This is a genomic window from Reyranella sp. (assembly GCF_030651995.1).
In the GTDB taxonomy this organism is placed as follows: Bacteria; Pseudomonadota; Alphaproteobacteria; order Reyranellales; family Reyranellaceae; genus Reyranella.
This window is the reverse complement of record NZ_JAUSBN010000025.1, coordinates 1-26812: the sequence shown is the minus strand read 5'-3', so window position 1 is coordinate 26812 and position 26812 is coordinate 1. Positions and strand designations below refer to the sequence as shown.

Below are 26812 nucleotides of genomic sequence, written 5' to 3'. Positions count from 1 at the left end.
CGATGAGCGCGCCCTTCTCCTCGCGCCTGGCCGGGCGCGCCACCATCCCGGCGGTCTACCTGGCGCTGCTCATTGCCTGGGAACTGTCCGTCCGCTTCTTCGCGGTTCCCGCCTGGATCCTGCCGGCCCCGAGCGAAATCGGAAGGACCGCGCTGCAGTGGGCTCCGGAACTTGCGCTCAACAGCCTCGTGACGCTGCGCGAGACGCTGGTCGGCTTCCTGCTCGCCATCGCGCTGTCCCTGCCGCTGGCCGTGCTCATCGCCCTGAACACGACCGCTCGCCGGCTTCTCTATCCGATCCTGCTCGGCCTCCAGTCGGTGCCCAAGGTCGCCGTGGCCCCCCTCATCATCCTGTGGCTCGGTCTCTCGGAGTGGCCGAAGATCGTGATCGTCATCCTGGTCTGCTTCTTCCCGATCCTGGTCAACCTGATCGCCGGGCTGGAAGCCGCCCCGCGCACCATGCTCGATCTCATGCGCTCGCTGGGCGCATCGCAGCACATGATCTTCCGGCGCCTTCGCATTCCCGTGGCGCTGCCGCACTTCTTCACCGGCTGCAAGGTGGCGGTGACGTTTGCCGTCATCGGCTCGGTCATCGGCGAGTTCGTGGCCGCCCAGGAAGGGCTCGGCTATCTCATCCTGATCTCGACGTCGCAGTCGCAGACCCCTCTCGCCTTCGCCGCCATCGCCCTGTTGACCCTGCTCAGCATCGCTCTCTTCCATGGCATCGAATGGATCGAGCGAAGGGTCGTCGACTGGACGCCGTGAACCCGCGCGTGCAATGACGGGCATCAACGGAGGAAAGATGGGCAGCGGCAAGCCGGAAACCGAAGGCAACCCGGAGACCGCAATCGCGAAATCGCAGCGACCGGGCCGGCGACCGACGGCCCAGGCCCGGGCGGCGCGCGACCAGGTCGATGCCATCTTCTCGCAGTGGCGCGCCGAGCGGCCGGACATCGACACCAGTCCGGTGCAGATCTACGGCCTGATCGCGCGGATCCAGATCCAGTGCACTTCCTTCATCGAGGAAGCGCTGGTTCCGTTCGGCCTGAACCGCGGCACGTTCGACGTGCTGACCGCCCTGCGGCGCGCCGGCTCGCCCTACTGCCTCACGCCCAAGCAGCTCGTGCAGTCGCTGCTTCTCAGCGGCGCGGGATTGACCAGCAGGTTGAACAAGCTGGAATCACAGAACCTGATCGCCCGGCTCGCCGAGCCGAGCGATCGCCGGACCCTGCGGGTCCAGCTCACGGCGGCGGGCGAGGCCGTCATCAACGAGGCCATCCCCCGCGTCTTCGACGTGCAGCGCAGCCGCCTCCAGAAGCTTGGCGACGACGGCCAGAAGCGGCTTCTCGCGGAACTCTCCCGCTTCGCCGAAGCCATCGATACCTGGCCCGGCTAGAGCCTTTCCACTTCAAGCAGACCCGCACCACCTCATCTGAGGAGGTCGCGCAGCGACCCTCTCGAAGGATGGGCAACAAGCGTGGTGCTCGTGCCCATGCTTCGAGACGCGCTCCGTCGGAGCGCTCCTCAGCATGAGGTTGGTGTCGGTGATTCAGCCGTGCTTATGGGCCTTGTCGAAGGCCTTCTTCTGGTCGGCCGACGCATCCTTCTGGTGCTTGGCCTTCCACTCGTCGTAGGGCATGCCGTAGACGATCTCGCGGGCCTTCGGATCGGCGACCTCGATGCCCTGCTTGCCGGCCTCCTCGCGATACCAGCGCGACAGGCAGTTCCGGCAGAATCCGGCCAGGTTCATCAGGTCGATGTTCTGAACGTCGGTCCGCTCCTGAAGGTGCGATACCAGACGCCGGAAGGCGGCGGCTTCCAGTTCGGTACGGGTCTTGTCATCCATGGTCGTCTCCTGGGGATGCAGGCCGATGTTGTATTCTGGATATAGGCTCGGGCTGCAGGCTTAACCAGACGCCAAAGCCTTCTTGACGGAAGCCGAGATCGCGGGCGCCACTCTACGCCCCCAGGCGCGCGCGTCGTCCGGCGTGCCCATCAGATCCTGGCGCACCTCCAGCGAACAATGCGGCAGCGCCCGCGGCCGGGCATGGGCGGTCAACGTGTATTCGTAGGCCGCGCGCGCCGAATAGGGCTCGTTGTCGCCCACCACCAGCGTCGGGTCGCGGCGCAGCTCGGCCAGAAGCGGCTCGGGCAGGCGCGGATCGTCGTTCCACAGCACGCCGACATGCCAGGGACGCACGAAGCCCTTCATCACCGGCGTGAAGCTGTGCACCACCAGCAGGCAGACCGTACGCCCGCCTTCGGTCATCGCGTCGAGCAGCCGGTCGACCTCGCGATGATAGGGCCAGAAGCAGGCTTCGGCCCGGGCCTCGACCTGTTCCCGGGTGAGGCCCTGATTGGCCGGTATGACGGTTTCGTCGCTGATCTCCGGCGTCGAGCCCTCGCCGCCCGGCCAGCGATTGCAGTCGATCACCAGCCGCGAGTAGCCGGAAGAGACCAGCGGCGCATCGAGCACTTTCGCCAGTTCGATCGCTGCGTCGAGTCCGCCGATGTCCCAGCCGATGTGCCGCGCCAGTTCGCTCTCTGGAATGCCGAGATCGCCCAGCGCCTGCGGCACTGCCTTGCTGGCGTGATCGCACAGCAGCAACAGCGGCGCCCGGCCCTGTTCGTTGAAGACGGAGAACGGCGGTGGATCGCCCGGCCGGAGCAACGGTTGCATCGCGCCCCTATAGTGCGAAGATCGGGCAAATGAAAGATGCCGACGCCCGCGCCGTGCTGCGCGCCCTCTTCGATGCCGCGCTCGCCGCCGCCCGCCCCGCCACCTGCCTTGCGCCCTACATCGAGAGACTGCAGCCACCCAAGGGCCGGACCATCGTGATCGGCGCCGGCAAGGCGAGTGCCGCCATGGCGCGCGCCGTCGAGGACCAGTGGCCGCATCCGCTCGACGGGCTGGTGGTCACCCGCTACGGCTACGGCGAAACCTGCAGGCGCATCGAGATCGTCGAAGCCGCGCACCCCGTTCCCGACGACAAGGGCCGCGAAGCCGCCGGCCGCATCTACGAGCGCGTGCAAGGACTGAGCGCCGACGACCTTGTGCTCTGCCTGATCTCCGGCGGCGCCTCGGCCCTGCTCGCGCTGCCGGCCCCCGGTCTCAGCTTGAACGACAAGCAGGAGGTCAACCGCGCGCTGCTGAAATCGGGCGCCAACATTGTCGAGATGAACACGGTGCGAAAACACCTCTCGGCGATCAAGGGAGGCCGTCTTGCCATCGCCGCCCAGCCGGCGAGCGTGCTTTCCTGGCTGATCTCCGACGTGCCGAATGACGATCCCGGCGTCATCGGCTCGGGACCGACGGTCGCCGACAAGACGACCTTCGCCGATGCGCTTGCCGTCCTTGCGAAGTACCGCATCGACCCGCCGCCTGCCGTGCTGAGACACCTCCAGGAGGGTGCCGCCGGCCGCATCGAAGAGACGCCGAAACCGGGCGATCCGCGCCTCGCCAACGTCGAGACGATCATGGTGGCGACGCCCCAGCGCTCGCTCGAGGCTGCTGCCGACGTTGCAAAGGCGCACGGCATCGAGGTTGTCATGCTGGGCGACAATCTCGAAGGCGAGGCCCGCGAGTTGGGCGCCGCTCACGCGCGCCAGGCCCTCGAGATCGCCAAGCGCGGCGGCAAGCCGGTGGCGATCCTGTCCGGTGGCGAGACCACCGTCACCGTACGCGGCAAGGGCCGCGGCGGCCGCAATGTCGAGTATCTGCTGGCCGAGGCCATCGCGGCGGACGGCGCGGCGGGCATCTGGGGCCTGTCGGCCGATACCGACGGCGTGGACGGTGCCGAAGACATTGCCGGCGCGGTGTTCACGCCCGACACGCTTGCCCGGGCGCGCGCCAAGGGGCGCGATCCGCAGGCCATGCTCGACGACAATGACGGGCACGGCTTCTTCGGGATGCTGGGTGACGGCCTCGTCACCGGCCCGACGCGGACCAACGTCAACGACTTCAGGGTCACGCTGATCGCGCCATGACAACCTACCCCGGTTCCTGCCACTGCGGCGCGATCGCGATCACGCTCACCTCCGACAAGAAACCCGAGGAGATGCGGGTCGGCCGCTGCGGCTGCAGCTTCTGCCGCCGCCACGGCGCCCGTACCATGGGCGATCGCGGCGGCACCGTCGAATTCCGGGCCGCGCCCGGCGCCCTCTCCCGCTATCACTTCGGCCTGGGCATCACCGACTACCTCCTCTGCGCAAAATGCGGTGCCTATGTTGGTGCCGTGATGCCCGAGGAAAACGGCGCCATCGGCATCGTTAACGTCAATTCGCTCGACATTCGCGACACCTTCGATGCTGCACCGCCGTTGCATCATTACGACGGCGAAGACGAGGTGAAGCGCCGATCCAGACGCCGAAAGTTCTGGATGCCCGCAACCGTGATCGCCTAGGGTCGCGCATGGCCATTCTCGGAGTGATCGCCGACGATTTCACCGGCGCAACCGACATCGCGGGCATGCTCGTCAAAGGCGGCATGCGCACGATCCAGACAATCGGCGTGCCGGCGAAGGGTACGATCCCCGGCGACGTCGATGCCGTCGTCGTCGCACTGAAGACACGCTCGATCCCGGCGGCCGACGCGGTCGCCCAATCGCTCGCCGCGCTGAAGGTCCTACAGGACGCGGGCTGCGTTCGCTTCTTCTTCAAGTACTGCTCGACCTTCGATTCGACCGACGCCGGCAACATCGGCCCGGTGGGCGACGCACTGCTCGATGCGCTGAAGGCGAAGCAGGCGATCTACTGCCCTGCCTTTCCGGTGAACGGCCGCACGATCTTCTTCGGCCACCTGTTCGTGGGCGACGTGCTGCTGTCGGACTCGCACATGAGGCACCATCCGCTGACTCCGATGACGGATGCCAGCTTGGTGCGCGTGCTGGCGCGGCAGACGCCGCACAAGGTCGGCCTCGTGCCTTTGAAGCAGGTCCAGTCGGGCTCTGCCGTCCTGCGTGAAGCGCTCGACAGGCTCGCTGCAGACGGCGTTCGGCATGTCGTGGTCGATGCGGTGGCCGACACCGATCTCGGCATCATCGGAGAAGCGATCGGTGACGACACCCTCGTCACGGGCGGCTCGGGCGTGGCGCTCGGCCTACCCGCCGCCTATCGCCGCCGCGGCCTGATGGCCCATCGCTCCGGCGCAGATGCGCTGCCGAAGACAGAAGGCGCTTCGGCCGTCCTTGCCGGCTCCTGCTCCGCGGCGACACTCGGCCAGATCAAGGCCTTCAAGGGCGCGCATCTCGCTCTCGACACGGATGCGATCTGCCGCGGCGAAGACGTGGCCGGCAAGGCGCTCGCCTGGGCCAAGGACAAACTCGGCAAGGAGCCGATCCTGCTGTCGGCCAGCGACACGCCCGAGGCGGTGAAGGCGCTGCAGGCCAAGTACGGCATCGAGAAATCGAGCCAGGCGATCGAGAAGACGATGGCGGCGTTGGCCCGCGGACTCGTCGAGGCTGGTGTCGGCCGCCTCGTCGTCGCGGGTGGCGAAACCTCGGGCGCCGTCGTGGGCACGCTCGACGTCACGGCGCTCCGCATCGGCCCCGAGATCGATCCCGGCGTGCCATGGACGGCATCCGTGGGCGCCAGACCGCTCCTGCTCGCGCTGAAGTCCGGCAATTTCGGCGCCCCTGATTTCTTCACCAAGGCATTCGACCGGCTATGAGCACCGCAGAAACCAAGATCCGCGAGCAGATCTGCGCGCTGGGCGCCAAGCTCGCCGCGCGGGGCCTTTGCCCCGGCACCTCCGGCAACATCAGCGCGAGGGTGGCCGATGGCTGGCTGATGACGCCGACCAACTCCTCGCTGGGCGAACTCGAGCCCGGCCAACTCTCCAAGATCGATCTCTCGGGCAAGCATGTCGCCGGCGATCCGCCGACCAAGGAAGCGCTGCTGCATCGCTCGGTCTACGACGTGCGGCCCAAGGACGGCGCCATCGTCCATCTTCACTGCACGCATGCCGTGGCGATCTCCTGCCTCGACCCGTCCTGCCATCACAATGCCGAGACGACCCTGCCGCCGATCACGCCCTACTTCGTGATGCGGGTCGGCAAGCTGCCACTGGTGCCCTATTTCAAGCCGGGCGATCCCAAGCTCGCCGACGCCATTCGCGAATACGCCAAGGGCCATCGCGCCGTGCTGCTGGCCAATCACGGTCCGGTCGTCGCCGGAACCTCGCTGTCGGCCGCCTCCGCCTCGATCGAGGAGCTGGAGGAAACGGCCAAGCTCCACCTGCTGCTGCAGGGATTCAAGCTACGCACCCTCTCGGACGCCCAGGTGCGCGACGTCGAAGAAGCCTATCCTTCCTGATCGGACAAGAAGAATGCCCAAGCTCGCCGCCAATCTTTCGTGGATCTACCAGGAAGTGCCGTTCCTGCAGCGTTTCGGCGCCGCGGCGGCGCACGGTTTCAAGGCCGTCGAGATCCTGTTTCCCTATGAAGCGCCGGCCGCCGAGATCGCCGCCGAACTGAAGAAGCACAAGCTCACGCAGGCGCTGTTCAACCTGCCGCCGGGCGATGCCAGCAAGGGCGAGCGTGGACTGGCCGCCCTTCCCGGCCGCGAGGCCGAGTTCGCCGCCGCCATCGACAAGGCGCTGGATTATGCCCGGGTCCTCGAATGCCGGACCCTGCACGTCATGTCCGGCATGATCGCGCCTGGCGCCGACGTGAAGGCGATGCACCGCACCTTCATATCGAACCTGAAGAAGATCTGCGACCGCACGGCCAAGACCGGCATCACCGTCGTGCTGGAGCCGATCAACCATCGCGACATTCCCGGCTATTTCACCAACACGACCGACCAGGTGAAGGCGATCATCGACGAGGTCGGCGCACCGCATCTGCGCCTGCAGCTCGACCTCTATCACCTGCAGGTCACCGAGGGCGATCTCCAGAAGCGCATGGAGCGCCTCTTCCCGATCACCTCGCACGTGCAGATCGCAGGCAATCCCGACCGCAACGAGCCCGACATCGGCGAGGTCAATCACCTCTACCTGCTCGATGTGCTCGATCGGCTCGGCTACGACGGCTATGTCGGCCTCGAATACAAGCCGAAGACGACGACAGCCGCCGGCCTCGGCTGGGCCGCCAAATACGGCATCAAGGCCTGAGCCATGACCGACAAGAACACACCCGTCGTCGCGTTCGTGGGCCTGGGCTCGATGGGCCTCGGCATGGCAAAGAACCTGCTGAAACATGGTCACAAGGTGATCGGCGTCGACCCCAGTGCGACCGCACGCGAGGCCTTCGTGGCCGCCGGCGGCATGACGGCCGCGACACCCGCGGAAGCCGCGAAGACCGCCGATGTGGTCATCGTTGCCGTCGTGAACGCGCAGCAGGTCGAAGCGGTGCTCTATGGCGAGGGCGGTGCGGTCGCCACGCTGCGCAAGGGCGGCCTCGTCATGCAGTGCGCCACCTGCCCCGCCGCCTTCATCCGCAAGCTCGACGAGCGTCTCGCGACGACCGGCCACGAGCTGCTCGACGCGCCGATGTCGGGCGGTCGGGCGCGCGCCGAATCCGGTGAACTCACCTTCATGTCCTCCGGCAATGCAGGAGCCTTCGCCGCGGCCGAGTCCATCCTGTCCGCGACCTCGGCGAAAGTCTTTCGCCTGGGCGACAAGGCCGGCATCGGCTCGCTGGTGAAGACGGTGAACCAGCTCCTCGCCGGCGTGCACATCGCCACCGCCGCCGAGGCAATGGCGCTCGCGGCCAAGGCCGGTGCCGATACGCGCGCGGTCTATGAAGTGATCTCGGCCAGCGCCGGAAATTCCTGGATGTTCGGCAACAGGGTGCCGCACATGCTCGACGACGATTATTCGCCCCTCTCGGCGGTCGAGATCTTCGTGAAGGATCTCGGCCTGGTGCTCGACACGGGCCACGAACTGCGACTGCCGCTGCCTCTTGCCGCTGCCGCACATCAGCTCTTCATTGCAGCGGCAGGCGCCGGCTGGGGCAAGCTGGATGACGCCGCGGTCGTAAAGGTCTACGAACAGGCAGGTGACTTCAAAGTGTCGTCGCCCTCGAAGTAGACTGTCCTCATGCGCCGCAATCGATTCACCAAGATCGTCGCCACGCTCGGCCCCGCCTCGTCGACCACGGAGCGCCTGCGGACCCTGTTCGAAGCGGGCGCCGACGTTTTCCGGCTGAACTTCAGCCACGGACAGCACGAGGACCATCGCCAGCGGGTCGAGCAGCTGCGCGCGCTCGAGAAGGAATTCAAGCACCCGATCGCCATCCTGCTGGATCTTCAGGGCCCCAAGCTGCGCCTCGGCACCTTCGCCAAGGGGCCGATGGTCCTGAAGAAGGGCCAGACGGTACGCTTCGACATGAATGCCGAGCCCGGCACCGCCAAGCGTATCCCCCTGCTCCATCCGGAAATCTTCAAGGCTGCGAAGCCCGATGGGCTGTTGCTGATCGACGACGGCAAGGTCCGGCTGCGCATCGTGAGGCACGATGCCGAGACCATCGACGCCGAGGCCGAGGTCGCCGGCACCCTCAGCGACCGCAAGGGCGTCAACCTGCCCAACCTGGTCCTGCCGATGTCGCCCATGACACAGAAGGATCACAAGGACCTCGCGTTCGGCCTGTCTCTGGGTGTCGACTGGATCGCCCTCTCCTTCGTGCAGCATGCCAACGACATCGCCGAACTGAAGAAGATGGTGGGCGGGCGCGCCGCCGTCATGGCCAAGCTCGAGAAGCCGCAGGCGATCGAACATCTCGACGAGATCATCGAGCAGAGCGACGGCATCATGGTCGCGCGCGGCGACCTCGGCGTGGAGATGCCGCCCGAGGCCGTCCCGCCGCTGCAGAAGCGCATCCTCGCCGCCGCCCGGGTCGCGGGCCGCCCGACCATCGTGGCGACGCAGATGCTGGAATCGATGATCAACGCGCCGACACCGACGCGGGCCGAAGTGTCCGACGTGGCCACGGCCGTCTATGACGGCACCGACGCCGTCATGCTGTCCGCCGAATCAGCTTCGGGCAACTATCCGCTCGAAGCGGTCACGATGATGGATCGCATACTGAAGAGCGTCGAAGCCGACCCGCTCTATCGCCGCCTGATGGACGCGAGCCGGCACGAACCCGAGGCGACGACGGCCGATGCGATCAGTGCCGCCGCACGCCAATGCGCCCACACATTGTCGGCCGCCGCCATCGTCACCTATACCAACACCGGCTCGACGACCTTGCGCGCGGCGCGCGAACGTCCCGATGTCCGCATCCTCTGCCTCACGCCGAACATCGACACGGCGCGCCGCATGACCCTGACCTGGGGCGTGCATCCCGTGCGGACCGAAGACGCCCACAATTTCGGCGACATGGTGCAGCGCGCCGTACGAGTCGCCCGCCAGGAAATGATCGCCAAGGAAGGCGAGCGGCTCGTGGTGACGGCAGGCGTTCCGTTCGGCACGCCCGGCGCGACCAATATCCTGCGCATCGCCTACGTCTAGAGCTTACTGTTCTTTCTCCGGCGCTCCCGGACACCGCAAGCGATGTCCTGACGCTAACGGGCCGAGCAAAGCTCGGACCACACGCCGCGCGCATGATTTTCCGCAAGGGATGATCGCCGCCGCCTCTCCGTAGTGTTCTCGTACGAACACAACGAGAGGTTCCATGTCTCGCCGCACTTTCGCCACTGTCGATGCCTTGCTCGTCGTGATCTGCGTCGTAATCTTCGCGGGCGGCGTCTTCGCGCAGAGCAGCACGCCCTTTACATCCACGAAGCCTCCTTCGGCCATCGCTGCGGGAGACAGGCCGTGAAACGCCGGCGCCTGTCGCTCGGCTGGGTCGATTTCCTCGTGATCGCCGCCTCGGTTCTGACCTTCGCGGCCGTAGCCGGCGCGGCGATCGGATACAGCTGACACCAACTTCCTTGGTGTCGCCTCAGTGCGGTCGCCGCCCGGACCGAAATCGGAATCATAAAGCAACTATTCCAGCCCAGCCGATAACACTATTCCAAGAGGCCATCATGAATAACGGCCAAAAGAAGAAGCGGGCCATCGCTGTCCCCTACGAACTCCAGAAGTCGCGCTTTTCCTGGCTCGACCTGCTCGTGATCGCCGCCGCCCTGATCACGCTTGCGGTCGTCGTCGACGCCTCGATGGGCCGTGCCAAGGCATCGGTGCCCGTGTCGCAGGCGAACCTCATTACGCCTGAAGTCAGCCAGTTCCCTGACGATCCAGGGTTGCTCAGGGCCCGGATCCGGCTGGCATCAGGACTCTAAAGTCTTTCGACCCCTCCTATCTGCGAACGTCGCTTATCGCTTCGCCTCTCGACATGGCAACCTCATAGGCCTCCTCGAACCACTCGATACGCTTCTCTTGCGCGCCGAGTATCGGAGAACCCTCAAACTGATGGGCGATCGTCTGCATCTGCTCGCAGGCTCGGCGATCTTCATCGACGATCTTCTTTGTGAAGTGACGCACGAGATGCGCGCGGATCACATCCGTGAATGGACGCATCCAGCGATCGAGTGCGCGCTCCTTCGCTGGAAATCCTGTCTGGAAAAGCCACCCCATATGGTGTGTTTGCCTTGGAGAGGTCGGCGCAAACAGCTGGACGTGACAATACCAATAAGGTCGTGCGTTGAAGATAGAAACCGCAAGATTGGGAAAGATATTGAAGATACGGTAACCGCTTGGAAGATAGCGATTCTCCCGACATGCCACCGACATCGCGGCGAGCGTGTCGTTGTGCCCCGTAAAGTGCGCACTATGCAGACCAAAGCGGAAATACGAAATTTCGCTGTTCTTCGCGTAGCGCTTTCTGTGGTGGATCGCGACACCGTGGTAATCATCCAGCGTGATTTGCATCGGCAGTTTCCAGTTGGCGGCAATTTTACCGTTCAACCGCTGTGGACGCCCCGGCATCGTGCACATCGCGTCGAGGATGGGGAAGCCTTCACCGAGATAGTCCTCGAGGCTTTCCGAGGTATTCCCTCCTGGAAACCGACCGAAGATGAGAGATCCGCAGGTGGCTATGTCCAAAGCGACCAGTTTGGCGCCGACCTCGCGTGGATGGGTGCCGAATACTTCCAGACAATTGGGGATCCCGACCGCATGGCCTTCTCGATTGTAGTGCCAATGGTGAAAGCCACAGACAATCGGGCCGTTACCCTTGTCGGACGTTCGCAAAGGGAAAAAACGGTGTGCGCAACGATTCTCAAATCCTTTGATCGCGTCACCGAACCTCTGCACGAAAATCGACCGACCGCCCAGTGTCCCGCGAAACCAGTCTCCATCCTTCTTCAGGTCCGGAGTAATCCCGAGAAGCGTCCAGCAATGTCCCAGCCTGGCCTGTTCTTCCCGAAACTCCCTGTCACCGGTAAGGGCGCTCGCCCAATTGGGCGAGACATTCCCTCCTCGACCGGGCCTCGGCGAGTCGGCGGTGCCATAACGGTTGCTGTTGGTTAGCCAGTATTCGGTATTCGCCACCCGGGCAGCAATCGGACCGCCGTCGCCCACCTCTGCGGGAAGGGAAAAAGAAAAGGCGCACTTGCCGTCGCCGATTCCAGCAACAGCCAAATCCGAACGAAAGCTATCCGCGCGCACAACGCCGACAAGAATGCCACCAGCATAGATTTCAATGGAGAGCCGCTCGCGGGGACGACCACCGTCGTACGCCCAACCATATACGAGCCCACCACTCACCGCGTCGATGTACCCGCGATATCGAGATCGTCGCAAAGAGCCGAACATTCGTACCAAAGCGGTCTGCCCCCAGTCGCGGTATCCGGTTGGCCTCGGGACTCTAATCCCTCGGGCGCTTGTCGATGACACGGCGCGCCTTGCCCATCGAGCGTTCGACCGTACCCGGCGGCATGATCTCGACTTCGGCCGAGAGGCCGCACATGCCCTTGAGCCGCCGAGTCAGTTCGGCGGCCGAGTGAACCCGGTCCGCCTGTTCCTGGACGAGTCGCGCCTCGACCCGCACCACCAGATCGTCGAGCGCACCTGTGCGGGTCAGCTCGATGACGTAGTGACCGCTCAGCGCCGGGTCGCGCAGGATCTGTTCCTCGACCTGGCTCGGGAAGAGGTTCACGCCGCGCACGATCAGCATGTCGTCGCTGCGCCCCGTGATCTTGGCCATGCGGCGCATGGCGGTGACCGAGCCCGGCATCAGCCGCGTGAGGTCGCGCGTCCGGTAGCGCACCACCGGCATCGCCTCCTTTGTCAGGCTCGTGAAGACCAGCTCGCCGGGCTCGCCCTCGGCCACCGGGCGGCCGGTCGCGGGGTCGACGATCTCGGGATAGAAATGATCCTCCCAGATCGTGGGCCCGTCCTTGGTCTCGACGAACTCGCAAGCGACCCCCGGCCCCATCACCTCGCTCAGGCCGTAGATGTCGACGGCATCGATGCCGAGCCGGCGCTCGATCTCCGCGCGCATGCCTTCCGTCCACGGCTCGGCGCCGAAGATGCCGATGCGCATCGCCGTGTCGCGCGGATCGACGCCCTGGCGCTCGAACTCGTCGGCGATCGCCAGCATGTAGGACGGTGTCATCAGCACGATGCGGGCGCCGAACTCGCGGATGAGCTGGACCTGCCGCTCGCCGAAGCCGCCCGACATCGGCACGACCGTGCAGCCGAGCCGCTCCGCGCCGTAATGCGCGCCCAGCCCGCCGGTGAACAGGCCGTAGCCGTAGGCATTGTGGATGATGTCGCCCGGCCGCGCGCCACCCGCGAACAGCGAGCGCGCCATCAGATCGCCCCAGGTCGCGATGTCCTTCGCCGAGTAGCCGACGACGGTCGGCCGGCCCGTCGTGCCGCTGGAGGCGTGCAGCCGCACGCAGCGTTCGCGCGGGACCGCCAGCATGCCGTAGGGATAGGCGTCGCGCAGGTCGCCCTTCTCCGTGAAGGGGAAGCGTGCCAGATCGTCGAGGCCGGCAAGCTGGTCGGGATGGACGCCAGCCGCCTCACACTTGGCGCGGTACGGCGCCTGGTTCTCGTAGGCGTGACGCAAGGTGGTGCGCAGCCGGTCGAGTTGCAGCGCCCGCAGCGCGTCGAGCGACATCCCGAGCTCAGGGAACAGATTTTCGGTCATTTGCTGTCGAACCCGAATCGCCGATAGGTGTAGCCGAGGCCGATCAGGGCGGCGCCCAGGCCGAGGAACGAGAAGACCCGCAGCAGCCCCTGCAGCCCCGCCATGTCGATCAGGAAGACCTTGGCGACCACGATGCAGACCAGCACCATGCCGGCATGCCGCAGCGCCCCCGCCTGCCGCAGGAAGCCCAGCGCCAGCAGGGCGACGCCGAACAGCAGCCACACGATCGAGTAGGCATAGAGTTCCAGCCCGTGCGCGTCGAAGCCGCGCCGCTCGAAGCCGGGATCGAAGAAGTGGCGCACCTCGAACGAGACATAGACGAAGGCCAGGATCGACGCTGCTGCCTCGACGAGCAGATCGACCCGCCTTTCAGGCTCGACGTCGATCCAGCGGCGCGCCAGCGCCGCCATCGCCGCCGGTACCGCATAGGCCAGCAGCAATCCGTTGACGATCGGCAGCCGGCCGACATCCGCCGGCTCGAACACCGGATTGGCGACCAGCACCTGCACGACCAGCACCACCGCGACAGCCACCCCGCCGCTCAGGCGCCACGCCCACAGGGCCACGAGGTCACCGTCGAATCGCGTCTTCCACAGCGCCGCCAGGGCGAACGCCCCCCAGACCAGCACGTAGCAGGCCCGTTCCATGAAGCTCGCGTCGGGCGTCATCATGGTGGTCGGCTGGAAGAGGCTGCGGACCTCCAGCGTCAGCAGGACGAAGGTGAGCAAGGCCGCGGCGGCCTCGACCGAACGCACCAACCGCACGTCGCCTGTCGGCCGCAGGAAGCGCAGCGCCACGACCAGCGCGGCGATCGATATTCCATAGCCCCAGAGCATCCAGTTCAGGACCGGAGTGAGGCCGATCGGATACTTGAGGATCTCGGGATTGACGACGAAGCGCACGACCACGATGGCGAGCAGCGGCCAGCAGAGCCGGCGCAGGGTCACGAGCCCGAGTTGGGCGGAGATCGCGGCAACGGCGGCCAACTCGACCGCGTAGGCGACGGTGATCCATTCGCGACTGAGCTCGAGTGGGATCGCGGCGCCGATGAAGAAGGTCACGCCCGCGGCCAGAAAGCCCAGTGCCTCGGTGGTGCCGGGCATCGTTCCGCGCCAGCGGGTGAGACGCTCCGCCCCCACGAGGAAAGGCGCGGCCAGGCCGACGCTGACCAGGCCCCACGGAAGACCACCGATCGCCGTGCCGCGCAGCACGTACCAGGCGAACAGGAAGTGCGACAGCGCCGCTGACACCGACAGGGCGGCCCAGAATCCCGGCCGCGGCGCGTTCCACAGGAATGCGAAGGCAGCGGCTGCATAGAGGCCGCCGAAGCCCGTCACGAGCCAGCCGAAGCGGCCGTCGTTCCAGTCGGCCGGGATGCCTCCCGATGTCCACCACCAAAGGGCCAGCGCCGCCAACGACAGGGCGGGTGGCAGGCCTGCTGCAAACTGGAAGCGCGGCGTCCATCGCGCGAAGGCAAAGATGCCGATGCCGTGCACGGCCAGGGCCAGCCAGCCGGCCGTCTGCGCGCCGCCATCCTGCGCGATGGCCAGCACGAGCAGGCCGCCGGTGACCGCGAGCGAGGCCCAGACCAGGGCCAGCACGTCCTTCGCCGGGTTCTCGCTCTCCTGCAGGCGCCGCCAGGTGGCCCAGACGAAGAGACCGGCGACCGCCACATGGAAGAGTCCAACCCAGTGCAATTCCGGCAGATCCGGATCGCTCAGCATCCACAGCACGGTCCAGAGCGCCGAGCCCGCCAGCACGCCCCAACCCAGAACCCACCAGCCGCGCATCCTGATGACGGTCAGCGTGCCGGCGGCAATGGCCAGCAGATAGCCGAACAGGACCGGCGTGTTGGGCTGCTCGCTGCCGATGATCAAGGGGCTCAGGAAACCACCGACAAAGGCGAGTGCTGCCACGAGGATGCCATGGCGCAGAGACAGCGTGATCGCGAACGCCGTCAGGGCGGCCGCACCGCCGCTCGCCGCGACCTTGGAAATCATGCCGTGAAGGGCGACAGCCGACAGGAGCGAGCCGTAGAGCGCTGCGACACCGGCCGCTGCCAGGGCCTGCGAGACGCGATCGTCGCGCGATCGCATCCGCTCCGCGCCGGCAATCAACGCGAAGCCGAACAGCGCCGCCAGGATGACGCGCACCTCGGGAGAGAGATAGCCCTCCTCGATCGAGTAGCGGACGAGGAAGACGGCTGCCAGAGCGAGGGTGACCGCGCCGACCCACAGGAACGCGCGTGCGCCGAGCCGCTGTTCCCATCCGCCCTTCACCGGCTCGATGGCTGGGAGTGGCGGCGGTGGCGCGGGAGCCGACGAGGATGCCGGCAGATCCGCACCGATGACGATCGCTTCGGGTATGGCCTGGGGATCCGGCTCCGGAACGAAGGGCGGTGCCGGCGGCGGTGGGACGGCGGCCTCGACCGGCGGCGCCGCGAGTGGCGCCCCTTCAATGGGCGGCGGAAGCGACGGGACGCCTGTCGCGGCGATCTGGCGGCGGAGCGCCGAAAGGTCCGAGGCGAGGCGTGCGTTTTGCGCCCGTAGGCCCGACGTGCGAACCAGCGCCATGATGGCGATCAGCGGTGTGCCGAGCGCCCAGGCGATCCCGACCAGGATGAGGAAGATTTCTTCCACGAAGGCTCCGGGATCGCCCTTGCGGTTCCCTATTCCGCCGCGACGCGAACGGCTTCGCGGGAGAAGGCCGCGCGATTGTCGCGGGCGACGATGCCGCGCTTGACCACCATGCGGTGGTTCTCCTTGCGCGCCGCGCGCTTGATGTCGGCCAGCGCGTCGCCGTCACAGACCACGAAGTCGGCCACGTTGCCTTCCTGGATGCGGCCGTGATCGGCCAGTCGCATCAGGTCGGCCGCGCTCGCGGTCGCGAAGAACAGCGAGTCGCGGCTCGAAATGCCGATGTCGCACATGAATTCGAGCTCGCGCGCATTCTCGCCATGACGGTTGTGCGGCGTCCCCGCATCGGTGCCCATCGCGATCCGGCCGCCCGCCGAATAGTACATCTTGGTCGCCGCGATATGGCGGTCGAAGACGCGGCGGCTCTTGTCGATAACATAGTCGGGGATCGAGCGGTCGCCCTCGTCGTACCCTTTGAGGATGTTCTTCACGGCCGCCAAGGTCGGCACCAGCCAGACGCCGCGCTCCTTCATCTCGCGGCAGCATTCCTCGTCCATGAAGATGCCGTGCTCGATGGAATCAATGCCGCCGCGCACCGCGTTCAGGATGCCAAGCGCGCCCTGGGCATGGCTGGCGCAGCATTTGTGGAAACGATGCGCCTCCGAAATGCCGACCTTCATTTCCTCGGCGCTGTAATGGGCATCCTCGGGATTGACGCCCTGAGTCATCACGCCGCCCGTGGCCATGATCTTCACCAGGTCGGAGCCGGCATGGACCTGCTCGCGCACCGCCTTCACCACCTCGTCGACGCCGTCGGCCACGCGGCCGGTGCGGTTGCCGTGGCCGCCGGTCATGCAGATCATACGGCCGGCGCAGCGCATGGTCGGCCCCAGGAACCGGCCGGCATTGTAGGCGTCGCGGATGGCGAACTCGATATAGTCCTTGCCGCCGCAGTCGCGCACCGCGGTGACGCCGCCTTCCAGCGTCTGGCGCATGAACTCCATGCCGCGGACCGTGAGCTGGGCCGCGCTCAGGCGATCCTGCACGGCGCCGGGATTGCCCTCGGCGCCCGAGAGCGAGTGGACGTGGCAGTCGATGATGCCGGGAATCAGCGTCGCCCCCGACGTGTCGACGACCTCGCCGGCAAAGCCCTTGAACTCGCCGGCAGGCGCGACGCGCTTGATGCGGCCGCCCTCTTCCAGCACCGCCTGCCCGTCCTGCACCTTCTCGCCGTCGAAAAGACGACCGCCGACATACAACATGGCCATTCGCCAACTCCCGAATCTGAACGCGCGGCGACTTTGACCTACGTCGAGGGCCGGCCGCAACCCAGCGGATCGCCATCGCCGCCATCGGCGCCGCCCGAGGCCTTCAACCGCTCGATCTCGCCCTCGATGCCCGGGATGTGCGGGTTCCACCTGCGCGCCAGTTCGAAGGCGGCGACGGCACGCCCGTTCTCGCCCATTTCCGCGCGGATCATGCCGAGACCGGAATAGGCGCCGAAATGGCGCGGCTCGCGCTTCACCGTCTCGCAGATGTCGGCCAGCGAGGCCGGGAAGTTGCCCATCAGCCAATGCGCCGTCGCGCGCTTGTTCCAGGCCTCCGACAGATCCGGCGCGAGGTCGATCAGGCGCGTGAAGGTCTCGATCGAGGCCTTCAACTCCTGCTGCTGCATCTCGGCGATGCCGCGCATCATCAGCGCGCGCTGGCTCATGTCGGGCACCATCACCCACTGTTCCCAGATCGCCGCCTCCAGCGACTTGATGGCGGACGGATCGGTGGCGCTCTGCAGCTTGATGAACAGGGTATCGAGCACGGTGCCGCTCCCGGCGTTCTGCGCCAATGCGTTCGCTGCAAGCATCAGGCCGAGAAGGGCGGCAAGGCAAGCGCGAACAGCGTTCATGCCTTCCCCCGAGTCACGATCAGTCGAGCGCGGCCGGCTTCGGGCCGCCCGTCGCCCAGTCGAGCAGTTCGACCGTATGGGCGATGGGTATCCCGGTGCCCGAGGCGATGTTGCCGATGCAGCCGAAGTTGCCGGCCGCGATCACGTCGGGCTTCACACTCTCGATGTTCGCCACCTTGCGGTCGCGCAGACGGCGCGACAGGTCGGGCTGCAGCACCTGATAGGTGCCGGCCCAGCCGCAGCAGAGATGGCCCTCGGGCACGTCCTTCACGACGAAGCCGGCATCGCGCAGCAGCCGCTTGGGTTGTTCGATCACCTTCTGGCCATGCTGCATCGAGCAGGCCGAATGGTAGGCCACGGTCAGGCCCTTGGGCTCGACGTTCACGAGGCCGATATCGAGCATGACCTCGCTGACATCCCTGGCGAGCTTCGCGACCTGCAGCGCCTTCTCGTGCCATTCCGGCTCGTCGGCCAGCATGTTGCCGTAGTCCTTGACCGTCGTGCCGCAGCCCGAGGCGTTGATCACGATGGCGTCGAGTCCCGCGCCGTCGATCTCGCGCAGCCAGGCGGTGATGTTGGCCTTGGCCAGCGCGATCGCCTGCTCGTTGCGCCCGACATGGAGCACGGAAGAACCGCAGCAGCCCGAGCCCGCGACGTTCACGACCTCGATGTCGTGACGCGTCAGCAGCCGCACCGTGGCCTCGTTGACCTCCGGCGCCAGAACCTGCTGGCCGCAGCCCGGCATCAGCGCCACTCGCCGGCGGCGCAGGCCCTTCGCGGGGAAGGTCTGCGGCCGGTCGACCGGCGACGGGCCTTGCAGGCGCAGCGGCACGGCGTCGAGCATGGCGCGCAGCCGGCGCAGGAAGGTGGCACCGCCGGGATCGGTACTGGTCGCCGGCAGGAGCGGTGCCAGCGGCTTGGCGAGACGCCCCAGCACCATGGCCCAGCGGAACGCCGTGGGCCGCGGCATCAGCCAGGCCAGCAGGCCGCGCATGAAGCGGTCGGCCGGCGCCCTCGTATAGGTCTCCTCGATGTGGTGCCGGCCGTGATCGACCAGGTGCATGTAGTTCACGCCCGACGGGCAGGTCGTCATGCAGGACAGGCACGACAGGCAGCGATCGACGTGCCTGACCTCCTGCATCGTCGGCGCGCGGTCGCCCTCCAGCATCGCCTTGATGAGATAGATGCGGCCGCGCGGACTGTCGCGTTCGTCGCCCAGCAGCACGAAGGTTGGACAGGTGGCGGTGCAGAAGCCGCAATGCACGCACTTGCGCAGGATGTGCTCGCTGCGCGCGTTCTCGGGATCGGCAAGCTGGGCCAGGGTGAAGTTGGTTTGCACGTCAGCCCATCCGGCCTGGATTGAAGAGACCCTTGGGGTCGAAGCTTTCCTTGACCCGCGCCGCCAGCGCCACGAGCGCGGCGGACTGGGGGTGGAACACGGGGACGGCCGCGCGCACAGCCTCGGGCGCGCGGATCAGCGTCGCATGACCGCCGGTCGCGCCAAGCGCCCCGCGAACGATCGTATGGTCGGCGTCGTCTGACGGCGGCAGCGCCAGCCAGATCAGCCCGCCCGACCAGTCGTAGAAGGCCTGTGCCGCAGGACGCCGCGTCTTGATGCGCGCCAGGATTGCCGGCCCTTCGGTCGGCGGACAGGAAATCTTCCAGACCACGGCATCGGGTGCAGCCTTCAAGGGGGCCACGTCGCGCACCTCACACCAGAAGGTCCGGCTTTCCAGTGTGCCCAGTTCCTCCATCTTCACGCCGGCGTCGGCCATCAGGTCGCGCAGGCCCTTGAGCCTTGCCTCGACCGAGGGCGCCACGCCTTCGAGGCGCAGCGCCGTGCGGCCCGGCAGGTGCGCCGCGCCCGAGACCTCGTGCGGGCTGCCCATGGCCGCGCACATGGCGCGCACGCCTGCGGCATCGTCGAGGCCCAGCAGCACCAGTGTGGCCGTCTGGTCCGGCGCCGGCAGCACCTTGACCGAGACTTCGTCGAGAACGGCGAGCGTGCCCCACGAACCGGCGAGGACTTTGGAGAGGTCGTAGCCTGTGACGTTCTTCATCACACGGCCGCCAGACTTGAAGGCCTCGCCGCGTCCGTTGACGCCACTGAAGCCCAGCAGATGGTCCCGCGCCGCGCCGGCCGAGAGGCGGCGCGGGCCCGCGAGATTGCCCATCACGGCTCCCACCAGCGTGCCCTGCCCCGGCGCCTGGCCGAGCAATGGACCGAGATCGGGCGGCTCGAAGGCCAGCATCTGGTTGCGCTGGGCCAGCAACGCCTCGACCTCGCGCATCGGCGTACCGGCGCGCAAGGTGATCACCAGCTCTTCCGGCGCATAGTCGACGATGCCGGAGATGCCCGACAGATCGAGCACCTGGGCACACTGCAGCGGCTTGCCGAGCACGAGCTTGCTGCCCTCGCCCCGCACGTCGAGCGTGACGCCCTCACCCAGCGCCCATTCCACCGCCTGCCGCAGCTCCTCAGACGAGCGTGGCTTGATCGTCTGAGTCATAGGCCCTCTCCGCCCGCGCGCAGCGTGGGGGGAGAGGGAGGGACCCATTGCGAAGCAATGGGCGGGTGAGGTGGGCGTCGCCACGCGGGCCGGCCATCGTGTTGACGCACCGCATGACCCACCTCACCTGGCCTCTCCCCCCACGCTGCGCGCGGGCGGAGAGGAACCTGAAACGAAGAGGCTGCCATCACTCTTAGAACCGCGGAATATCGGGGAACGGGAGGTTGTTCTGGGTCACGACCAGCCGGCCGAGTTCGGCGCAGCGGCGCAGCTTGGGGAACACCTTGCCGGGATTGAGCAGGTGGTCGGGATCGAAGGCGCATTTCACACGCATCTGCTGGTCGAGATCGATCTCGGTGAACTGCACGCCCATCAGGTCGCGCTTCTCGATGCCGACGCCATGCTCGCCGGTCAGCACGCCACCGACGCGCACGCAGAGCCGCAGGATGTCGGCGCCCAGCTCCTCGCAACGCTTCAGCTCGGCGGGATCGTTGGCGTCGAACAGGATCAGCGGGTGGAGGTTGCCGTCGCCGGCATGGAAGACGTTCACGACGCGCAAGCCATACTGCTTCGACAGAACGCGCATCTCGGCCAGCACCTCGACCAGCTTGCCCCGCGGCACCGAGCCGTCGAGGCACATGTAATCGGGCGAGATCTGGCCGACCGCCGGGAACGCCGCCTTGCGACCGGCCCAGAACAGCACCCGCTCCTGCTCGTCGTGGCTGACCCGGATGGTCGTGGCGCCGCGGCCCCTGGCGATCTCGGCAACACGCTCGACCAGGTAGTCGACCTCGACCGGCGGCCCGTCGAGCTCGACGATCAGCAGCCCCTCGGCGTCGAGCGGATAGCCCGCGCCGACATAGGCCTCGGCGCACTTGGTCGCCTCTTTGTCCATCATCTCCATGCCGCCGGGGATGATGCCCGAGGCGATGACAGCAGCCACGCAGTCGGCGGCCCCCGCCTCGGTCGGGAAACCGAGAAGCACGGCGCGCGCGGTCGAGGGCTTGCGCAGCAACCGCACCGTCACCTCGGTGACGACGCCCAAAAGCCCTTCGGAGCCGGTCATCAGGCCGAGCAGGTCGTAGCCGCCGGCATCGAGATGCTTGCCGCCCAGCCGGACCACCTCGCCGTTCATCAGCACCATCTCGATGCCGAGCAGGTTGTTGGTGGTCAGACCGTATTTCAGGCAGTGCACGCCGCCGGAATTCTCCGCGACGTTACCGCCGATCGAGCAGGCGATCTGCGAGCTGGGATCGGGCGCGTAGTAGAAGCCTTCATGCTCGACCGCCTTGGTGACGCCGAGGTTGGTGACGCCGGGCTGCACGCGGGCGCAGCGGTTGGCATAGTCGATCTCGAGCACGCGGTTGAACTTGCCCATGGCCAGCAGGATCGCATCGCCCACCGGCATCGAGCCTCCGGACAACGAGGTGCCCGCACCACGCGGCACGACCTTGACCTTGTTGTCCTGGCAGTAGCGCAGGATGGCGGCCACCTGGTCCACCGTCTCGGGCAGCACCACGACCAGCGGCATCTGCCGGTAGGCCGACAGCGCGTCGCATTCGTAGGGGCGCATGCCGTCGAGATCGTCGATGACGCCCTCGCCCTGAACGATGGCGCGCAGTGCGGCGACGATCTCCGACCGGCGGGCGAGAATGGCGGGATCGAGCGGCGGCATCTCCATGCTTCGCTCATACGCCAAATGAAAAAGCGGCGGAAGCCGAAGCTCCCGCCGCTTTTTCAGCAAGACGCTGACGCCGTCTCAGCCCTGGCGGGCCTTGAAGCGCGGGTTGGTCTTGTTGATCACGTAAACGCGGCCCTTGCGGCGCACGATGCGGCAGTCCTTGTGACGGAGCTTCACCGACTTGAGAGAATGACGGATCTTCATGGCCCTAACTCAACAAAAAGCCCCGGCCGGGCCGGGGTGAATTCCGAAAGCGGGCGGAAAATACGGACCCCAGCCGCTCCCGTCAACCTATTGATTTTCCACCCGAGTTTCGTGCGCCGTTTTCGCCCGCAAGACAGGATTCGTCAATGATCGCAGGGGCTTGAGTGCTGAACGCTCCTCAGGATCTGGCCGGAAATGAATGCCGCTAAGGCAAGAGGCTATGAACAGCCCCGAAAACCTCACCCTGAGCCGCCAGCGCGGATGGCGCTGGCGGCTCAGGATGAGGTAAGTGCTTGAATTGATTAAATTCATTTCCGGTCGGCCTTTACAGCTACAGGTCCGTCTCTCTGGTGCGTGCCCCCCGTGCGCGCGGAGGTGGGTGATCGCAAATTGCGTGCAAGCCGCAATTTTGTTCACTTATTGTGCATATTTATTGGGTATGCAAAGCTGTTTCCGGGAGAGCTGGCGTTGCCGGCTGGGGGAGAGAGTTTTCATGCAGAACGGAGTCCGTGCGCGGCGCGTACGCGAACGGGGCGTGAAAAGCGTGGCCTGGTCCGCGGCCCTCATCCTGTTGTTCTCGCACCCCGCCCTGTCGCAGGGCCCGATGGGTCCCGGCGGCGGCGCGATGGCGCCGCAACCGCGCATTGCGCCGCCACCTCCGCCGCCACCCCCACCTCCGCCGGTCATGGCGCCGGTTGCGCCCGGCCTCCAGCCGGGGCCGCCGGCAGGTGTTGCGCCGCGCACCTCGTCGCCTTCCGATAGCGGTGTTGGAATCAAGAATACGGAGAACGATTCGCCCCGGCCGACCGATCGCCTGTCCGCTCCCGTGCCAAAGGCGGTACCGCCTCCTGCGCCGATCGTTCCTGCGGTCGATCGCACGGCGGCGCTCGGCGCGACGATGCGCGGCTTGCGCCCGGCCCGCGACGTCGTGCTGGTTTCGAGCGGCGGCAACGGTACGCCTGTGCAGGTCCGGGCCAACGACAAAGGACAGTTCTCGCTGGGTCCGCTCGCGCCGGGCGTACGCAACCTCTCCATTCCCTATGCCGACCTGCAGCGCGCGTTGCCCGACGGTACGAAGCAACTACCCAGCGTCACGGTGAGCCTGGTGATTCCCGCCGCGCCGGGCGCCGGCCCGCGCGGCAACCTGCTGGTCCACACCTATTCGCGGCTCGATCCGAAGAAGGACATCCGCGCGCGCATCTCCGTCCCACGCGACGGCGGCGGCGCGACGGTCGACTGGGGCGACGGCACACCTCCGGTCAACGCGGTGCGCGACGGCTGGCCGGTCAATGTCGGCGGCGGACGCGGGCCGGTCGAGACGGTCGGAACGGTCTCGTTCGTGCGCAAGTTCGAGAAGATGGGGTTCATCCAGATGGATCCCTGCACACCGTGGTGGCAGTGCGCGCCGCCGCCCGATCCCGATCCGCCGCCACTGGACGATCCCTGGACCGAGATCCTGCCGGAGATCGACATCCTGCCGCCGCCCGAAGATCCCTTCATCGAGATCGTCGACCTCGACGATCCGCCGCGGGATGACCCACCTCGTGATGATCCGCCCCGCGAGGATCCGCCCCGGGACGATCCGCCGAAGATCGGCGACAAGAGCACCTTCGACATCGGTCCCCTATGGCCGGGCATCCGCGAGGTCAGGTTGCGGCTGCCGATCTTCGAGCCTCCGCGACCGCCGGTGAAGGTGGCGCTGCTGCTGCCGGTCGAGCCGCGGACCCCGCAGGCCATCAGTGCCGGCGGACGTCCGCCGCGGGCCGGCGAGAACGACCGCCTGCATCTCGTCGAGCACATCTACGCGCCCGACACGACGGGCCAGACGCTGCATGTCCGGATCACCATGGCCGGCGACGGCCGCGGCGCCACCGTGGACTGGGGCGACGGCACGCCGGTCACCGACGTCAAGCGCGACGGCAAACCGATCGCCGCCGCCAGCGTCGACCGCGAAGCCGTCGGCCGCATCCTCTTTCTCGGCTCCAGGAAGAAGCAACCATAGGATATCGAATGAAGAAGAAACTGATCACTCTGTCGGCGCTCGCCTCGGGCGCGCTGCTCGCCTCTCCCGCACAGGCGCAGCTGGCGCCCGTGAGGACTGCACCGGCCTCGCCCTCGGCCTCCTCACAATCGACTGCCGTCAGCAGCGGCATCCAGAGCCAGAGCAACACCACGGCCTATGTCACGCTGCCGGGCATCAGCGCGGTGATCCAGCAGACGTTGCTGGGGCCGAAACTGGTCGGCCCCCGCTCGACCACGGACCTCGGTCCGATGCACAGCGGCATGGCCGCCGGCGACGATCCGATGGGCTGGCAGGTGTGGGCGCAGACCGGCGGCGGCCAGGCCACCAACAGCCTGGCGACCGGCGGCTACTCGATCGGCACCTATGGCGGGCAGCTCGGCGTGCAGAAGCAGATCACGCCTGAATTCCTGCTGGGCGTCAGCGGTTCGTGGCAGGGCTCGAGCGGCACGATGAGCGGCGGCTTCGCGTCGACCAACTCGACGTTCGGCGTCACCGTCTATGGCGGTTACCAGCTCGACGAGCACTGGAACGTCTCGGCGATGGCCGGCTACAGCAGCGGCACCAACACGATGACCAATTCGGGCTTCACCTACAACGCCAACTACGCCAGCAGCCAGTGGAGCTTCCAGGGTGGGCTCAACGGTTACTACAAGGTGGGCGCCATCGTGCTGGCCCCGATGGTCTCGATCCTCTATTCGCCGATCAACAGCTACGGCTACACCGACAGCAACCTGGTCTTGGTGCCCGGCCAGACCACGGCGCTGACGCGCGGTTCGGCCGGCGGCTTCCTCAGCCTGCCGCTCGACAAGTGGCAGCCCTACATCCGTGCCACCATCGAGCAGGATTTCTACGCACCGACCGGCAGCGGCGCCAACGGCTACACCGGCGGCACGATCGGCGCGGGCGCGACCGTGCCGCTCAACGACGCGATCTGGGCATCGGTCGACGGCGGCTACAACTCGATCGGGCGCTACGCCCTGTCGTCGTGGTCGGGCAGCGTGCGGCTGAACGTCCGGTTCTGAGAGGCTGACCGGAAATGAAAGCAATAAAGCCCGATAGCCTCATCCTGAGGAGGTCGCGCAGCGACCGTCTCGAAGGATGGGAACGCGCACCTTGCCTGTTGCCCATCCTTCGAGACGCGGCCTGTGGCCGCTCCTCAGGATGAGGTAGGTGCTTCAATCGATTCAATTCATTTCCGGTGTGCCTCTGAGAAGAGCATTCGACACGAAGCGAGGGGGAACGTGACATGACCCGACGGATGATGTGTGCGGCCGGAGCGGTGCTCCTGGCCGGTCTGAACGGCTGGGCTTCCCCCGCCTTTTCGCAGGGACCCATGGCCCCGCGGATGGACGTGGCGCCGCCGCCGCGCGTCGCCCCGCCGCCACCGCCGCCGGTGTTCGTTCCCCCGGTCGTCCCGACCCCGCCGCCGATGCCGGTGGCTCCGGTGATGGCGCCGCCACCACCGCCGCCCCCGGCGCCCAAGGCACCGACGGCCACCGCGCCGGCCACCCCGACGCCGGCCACACCCGCCCCGGTCGCGACACCGACGCCCACGCCGACCCCACCGCCCGCGACCGGCTCGCCACAGACGCCGCGCGCGACGGCCAGCGCGCCGTCGCCCTACACGGACTCGCAGGTGAGGGCGCTGCGCGGCGTCGGCGTCGGCCTGCGCGGCCCCGGCGGCAATCGCCAGCTGACCAGCGACTCCAACGGCGTCGTCTCGCTGGGCAAGCTGGGACCGGGTCGCCACGAGCTGACCGTCAATCGGAAGAGCCTCGGCACGGGTACGGGTACCGCCCCGCTGCCCGGCGGCCAGCCCGTCGCCCTCATCGGCCTGTTGCTGCCGGCCGTGCAGGGAGTCCGCTACGCGTCGACCAACGTCCCACCCGTCAACGACCCGGACGAGCAGGTGCAGATCAAGGTCGAGGTCGACGCCGGGGGCCGGGTCTCCCGCATCGACTGGGGAGGCGGTAAAGCGTCGATCAACGTGGCTGTTGGCGACTTCACCGGCGACGGGCGCACGGACCTCAAGCATTTCGATGACCTCGCCAAACGCAACACGTCCGGCGAGACCCGGCTCGTCTTCGTCACGCCGGTCCCCGGCAGCAACGCTGCCGCCCTGGCCGACGCGAACGCTGCGATGGACGCCGTATCCACCACGCGGCTGGGCACCACACCGGGCAATCCGACCGGCCCCGACAAGCCGATCCCCAACAATTCGAACGCGCCGATCCCGGGCATCGACGTCGTCGTGCAGAAGAAGCCTTCCGGCGGCAAAGCGATCTCGACGTCGAAGACCGACGGCACCGGGCAGACCACCTTCAGGCAGTTGGAACCGGGCAACTACGAGGTCGCGCTGCCGAGCGTTCCCGGCGGAGGCTCGGTGAGCATGACGACGTTCGTCAACGGCAAGGAATCCTCGCGCACCGACTTTCCGGTCGGAAGCTCGGTCGGCACGTTTTCGGTCGGCAACGCCCGGGACACCATCACCCTCAAGTTCGAAAGAATTCCGGGTCCGGCACCGGCCAACCGCACGGCCGGCACGCCGACCGGCCCCGGCACGCCGATCCCCAACTACTCGAACAACCCGATCCCGGGCATCGACGTCGTCGTGCAGAAGAAGCCTTCCGGCACCGCCCTCACGCAGAACACCGGCGGCGACGGCACCACGACGCTGGGCGTGCTGACGCCCGGAACCCATTCGGTGGTGCTCGACACGAAGAAGCTGCTGGACGCCCGCATCCCCGGTCCGTCCGGCAGCGAGCCGGCACAACCGGCCGGCATCCTGCTCGGCCTGCTGCTGCCGGCCGTGCAGA

At 67.0% G+C, this 26812-nt stretch carries 25 protein-coding genes; 14 read left to right on the top strand and 11 right to left on the bottom strand.

Annotated elements, in window-relative coordinates; all coding sequences use genetic code 11:
• Nucleotides 1-2 precede the first annotated feature (2 nt).
• Nucleotides 3-764: an ABC transporter permease gene (locus Q7V45_RS06720; protein WP_304848995.1), complete on the top strand. Its 762-nt coding sequence runs from the start codon at nt 3-5 to the stop codon at nt 762-764.
• 37 nt (nt 765-801) lie between these two features.
• Complete coding sequence (locus tag Q7V45_RS06715) at nt 802-1395, top strand: MarR family winged helix-turn-helix transcriptional regulator (protein ID WP_304848992.1); 594 nt, start codon at nt 802-804, stop codon at nt 1393-1395.
• Nucleotides 1396-1548: 153 nt separating this feature from the next.
• On the opposite strand, the gene Q7V45_RS06710 is transcribed toward Q7V45_RS06715, so the two are convergent.
• A complete protein-coding gene (locus tag Q7V45_RS06710) occupies nt 1549-1845 on the bottom strand; it encodes a DUF1244 domain-containing protein (protein ID WP_304848989.1) in 297 nt (98 codons plus the stop codon).
• Between the two features lie 60 nt (nt 1846-1905).
• Nucleotides 1906-2679: an N-formylglutamate amidohydrolase gene (locus Q7V45_RS06705; RefSeq protein WP_304848986.1), complete on the bottom strand. Its 774-nt coding sequence runs from the start codon at nt 2677-2679 to the stop codon at nt 1906-1908.
• A gap of 29 nt (nt 2680-2708) precedes the next feature.
• On the opposite strand from Q7V45_RS06705, the gene Q7V45_RS06700 reads away from it, so the two are divergent.
• From Q7V45_RS06700 to Q7V45_RS06660, 9 genes are all read left to right on the top strand, one after another.
• Entirely contained in the window at nt 2709-3986 is a 1278-nt protein-coding gene (locus Q7V45_RS06700) for a glycerate kinase (RefSeq protein ID WP_304848983.1), read from the top strand.
• The gene (locus Q7V45_RS06695; RefSeq protein ID WP_304848980.1) at nt 3983-4402 is read left to right on the top strand and encodes a GFA family protein; all 420 of its coding nucleotides are present in this window, start codon (nt 3983-3985) and stop codon (nt 4400-4402) included. Before Q7V45_RS06700 ends, Q7V45_RS06695 begins: the two co-directional genes overlap by 4 nt.
• An 8-nt stretch (nt 4403-4410) precedes the next feature.
• The gene (gene otnK / locus Q7V45_RS06690) at nt 4411-5667 is read left to right on the top strand and encodes a 3-oxo-tetronate kinase (protein WP_304848977.1); all 1257 of its coding nucleotides are present in this window, start codon (nt 4411-4413) and stop codon (nt 5665-5667) included.
• The gene (otnC, locus tag Q7V45_RS06685; protein WP_304848974.1) at nt 5664-6311 is read left to right on the top strand and encodes a 3-oxo-tetronate 4-phosphate decarboxylase; all 648 of its coding nucleotides are present in this window, start codon (nt 5664-5666) and stop codon (nt 6309-6311) included. Before otnK ends, otnC begins: the two co-directional genes overlap by 4 nt.
• A gap of 13 nt (nt 6312-6324) precedes the next feature.
• Nucleotides 6325-7110, top strand: a complete 786-nt coding sequence (gene otnI / locus Q7V45_RS06680) for a 2-oxo-tetronate isomerase (RefSeq protein WP_304848971.1) — start codon at nt 6325-6327, stop codon at nt 7108-7110.
• 3 nt (nt 7111-7113) lie between these two features.
• Nucleotides 7114-8028, top strand: a complete 915-nt coding sequence (gene ltnD / locus Q7V45_RS06675) for an L-threonate dehydrogenase (RefSeq protein ID WP_304848967.1) — start codon at nt 7114-7116, stop codon at nt 8026-8028.
• Between the two features lie 9 nt (nt 8029-8037).
• Nucleotides 8038-9450, top strand: a complete 1413-nt coding sequence (gene pyk / locus Q7V45_RS06670) for a pyruvate kinase (protein ID WP_304848964.1) — start codon at nt 8038-8040, stop codon at nt 9448-9450.
• A gap of 163 nt (nt 9451-9613) precedes the next feature.
• Entirely contained in the window at nt 9614-9760 is a 147-nt protein-coding gene (locus Q7V45_RS06665; protein WP_304848961.1) for a hypothetical protein, read from the top strand.
• A gap of 208 nt (nt 9761-9968) precedes the next feature.
• The gene (locus Q7V45_RS06660; protein ID WP_304848958.1) at nt 9969-10223 is read left to right on the top strand and encodes a hypothetical protein; all 255 of its coding nucleotides are present in this window, start codon (nt 9969-9971) and stop codon (nt 10221-10223) included.
• A gap of 16 nt (nt 10224-10239) precedes the next feature.
• Here Q7V45_RS06660 and Q7V45_RS06655 read toward each other — a convergent pair whose 3' ends face one another.
• The 9 genes from Q7V45_RS06655 to ykgO form a co-directional block, all read right to left on the bottom strand.
• Nucleotides 10240-11697 carry an aromatic ring-hydroxylating dioxygenase subunit alpha gene (locus Q7V45_RS06655; RefSeq protein ID WP_304848955.1) on the bottom strand — a complete coding sequence of 486 codons (1458 nt, stop codon included), beginning with the start codon at nt 11695-11697 and terminating at the stop codon, nt 10240-10242.
• A gap of 52 nt (nt 11698-11749) precedes the next feature.
• On the bottom strand, nt 11750-13039 hold the full coding sequence (paaK, locus tag Q7V45_RS06650; protein WP_304848952.1) for a phenylacetate--CoA ligase PaaK: 1290 nt from the start codon (nt 13037-13039) through the stop codon (nt 11750-11752).
• Complete coding sequence (locus Q7V45_RS06645) at nt 13036-15678, bottom strand: DUF2339 domain-containing protein (RefSeq protein ID WP_304848949.1); 2643 nt, start codon at nt 15676-15678, stop codon at nt 13036-13038. The genes paaK and Q7V45_RS06645 overlap by 4 nt, the downstream gene beginning before the upstream one ends.
• A 29-nt stretch (nt 15679-15707) precedes the next feature.
• Complete coding sequence (locus Q7V45_RS06640) at nt 15708-16943, bottom strand: amidohydrolase family protein (RefSeq protein WP_304848946.1); 1236 nt, start codon at nt 16941-16943, stop codon at nt 15708-15710.
• 38 nt (nt 16944-16981) lie between these two features.
• A complete protein-coding gene (locus Q7V45_RS06635) occupies nt 16982-17578 on the bottom strand; it encodes a tetratricopeptide repeat protein (RefSeq protein WP_304848943.1) in 597 nt (198 codons plus the stop codon).
• 19 nt (nt 17579-17597) lie between these two features.
• Nucleotides 17598-18917 (bottom strand): glycolate oxidase subunit GlcF, encoded by a 1320-nt coding sequence (gene glcF, locus Q7V45_RS06630; RefSeq protein WP_304848942.1) that lies wholly within the window; start codon nt 18915-18917, stop codon nt 17598-17600.
• A gap of 1 nt (nt 18918) precedes the next feature.
• Nucleotides 18919-20088 carry a glycolate oxidase subunit GlcE gene (gene glcE / locus Q7V45_RS06625; RefSeq protein ID WP_304848940.1) on the bottom strand — a complete coding sequence of 390 codons (1170 nt, stop codon included), beginning with the start codon at nt 20086-20088 and terminating at the stop codon, nt 18919-18921.
• A 193-nt stretch (nt 20089-20281) separates the two neighbouring features.
• Complete coding sequence (locus tag Q7V45_RS06620; RefSeq protein WP_304848937.1) at nt 20282-21769, bottom strand: FAD-linked oxidase C-terminal domain-containing protein; 1488 nt, start codon at nt 21767-21769, stop codon at nt 20282-20284.
• A 78-nt stretch (nt 21770-21847) separates the two neighbouring features.
• Nucleotides 21848-21973 (bottom strand): type B 50S ribosomal protein L36, encoded by a 126-nt coding sequence (gene ykgO / locus Q7V45_RS06615; RefSeq protein ID WP_068191747.1) that lies wholly within the window; start codon nt 21971-21973, stop codon nt 21848-21850.
• 493 nt (nt 21974-22466) lie between these two features.
• Here ykgO and Q7V45_RS06610 point away from each other — a divergent pair, with 493 nt between their 5' ends.
• The 3 genes from Q7V45_RS06610 to Q7V45_RS06600 all read left to right on the top strand — a co-directional run.
• Nucleotides 22467-23975 carry a hypothetical protein gene (locus tag Q7V45_RS06610; RefSeq protein WP_304848925.1) on the top strand — a complete coding sequence of 503 codons (1509 nt, stop codon included), beginning with the start codon at nt 22467-22469 and terminating at the stop codon, nt 23973-23975.
• Nucleotides 23976-23983: 8 nt separating this feature from the next.
• Nucleotides 23984-25018, top strand: a complete 1035-nt coding sequence (locus Q7V45_RS06605) for an autotransporter outer membrane beta-barrel domain-containing protein (RefSeq protein WP_304848922.1) — start codon at nt 23984-23986, stop codon at nt 25016-25018.
• A 224-nt stretch (nt 25019-25242) separates the two neighbouring features.
• Nucleotides 25243-26812 (top strand): carboxypeptidase-like regulatory domain-containing protein (locus Q7V45_RS06600; protein ID WP_304848919.1); only part of this gene is annotated, 1570 nt, incomplete at its 3' end.

Coding starts and splice junctions, on each gene's coding strand:
- Q7V45_RS06720 (WP_304848995.1), top strand. CDS start 3: ATGAGCGCGCCCTTCTCCTCGCGCCTGGCCGGGCGCGCCACCATCCCG.
- Q7V45_RS06715 (WP_304848992.1), top strand. CDS start 802: ATGGGCAGCGGCAAGCCGGAAACCGAAGGCAACCCGGAGACCGCAATC.
- Q7V45_RS06710 (WP_304848989.1), bottom strand. CDS start 1,845: ATGGATGACAAGACCCGTACCGAACTGGAAGCCGCCGCCTTCCGGCGT.
- Q7V45_RS06705 (WP_304848986.1), bottom strand. CDS start 2,679: ATGCAACCGTTGCTCCGGCCGGGCGATCCACCGCCGTTCTCCGTCTTC.
- Q7V45_RS06700 (WP_304848983.1), top strand. CDS start 2,709: ATGAAAGATGCCGACGCCCGCGCCGTGCTGCGCGCCCTCTTCGATGCC.
- Q7V45_RS06695 (WP_304848980.1), top strand. CDS start 3,983: ATGACAACCTACCCCGGTTCCTGCCACTGCGGCGCGATCGCGATCACG.
- otnK (WP_304848977.1), top strand. CDS start 4,411: ATGGCCATTCTCGGAGTGATCGCCGACGATTTCACCGGCGCAACCGAC.
- otnC (WP_304848974.1), top strand. CDS start 5,664: ATGAGCACCGCAGAAACCAAGATCCGCGAGCAGATCTGCGCGCTGGGC.
- otnI (WP_304848971.1), top strand. CDS start 6,325: ATGCCCAAGCTCGCCGCCAATCTTTCGTGGATCTACCAGGAAGTGCCG.
- ltnD (WP_304848967.1), top strand. CDS start 7,114: ATGACCGACAAGAACACACCCGTCGTCGCGTTCGTGGGCCTGGGCTCG.
- pyk (WP_304848964.1), top strand. CDS start 8,038: ATGCGCCGCAATCGATTCACCAAGATCGTCGCCACGCTCGGCCCCGCC.
- Q7V45_RS06665 (WP_304848961.1), top strand. CDS start 9,614: ATGTCTCGCCGCACTTTCGCCACTGTCGATGCCTTGCTCGTCGTGATC.
- Q7V45_RS06660 (WP_304848958.1), top strand. CDS start 9,969: ATGAATAACGGCCAAAAGAAGAAGCGGGCCATCGCTGTCCCCTACGAA.
- Q7V45_RS06655 (WP_304848955.1), bottom strand. CDS start 11,697: ATGTTCGGCTCTTTGCGACGATCTCGATATCGCGGGTACATCGACGCG.
- paaK (WP_304848952.1), bottom strand. CDS start 13,039: ATGACCGAAAATCTGTTCCCTGAGCTCGGGATGTCGCTCGACGCGCTG.
- Q7V45_RS06640 (WP_304848946.1), bottom strand. CDS start 16,943: ATGGCCATGTTGTATGTCGGCGGTCGTCTTTTCGACGGCGAGAAGGTG.
- Q7V45_RS06635 (WP_304848943.1), bottom strand. CDS start 17,578: ATGAACGCTGTTCGCGCTTGCCTTGCCGCCCTTCTCGGCCTGATGCTT.
- glcE (WP_304848940.1), bottom strand. CDS start 20,088: ATGACTCAGACGATCAAGCCACGCTCGTCTGAGGAGCTGCGGCAGGCG.
- Q7V45_RS06620 (WP_304848937.1), bottom strand. CDS start 21,769: ATGGAGATGCCGCCGCTCGATCCCGCCATTCTCGCCCGCCGGTCGGAG.
- ykgO (WP_068191747.1), bottom strand. CDS start 21,973: ATGAAGATCCGTCATTCTCTCAAGTCGGTGAAGCTCCGTCACAAGGAC.
- Q7V45_RS06610 (WP_304848925.1), top strand. CDS start 22,467: ATGCAGAACGGAGTCCGTGCGCGGCGCGTACGCGAACGGGGCGTGAAA.
- Q7V45_RS06605 (WP_304848922.1), top strand. CDS start 23,984: ATGAAGAAGAAACTGATCACTCTGTCGGCGCTCGCCTCGGGCGCGCTG.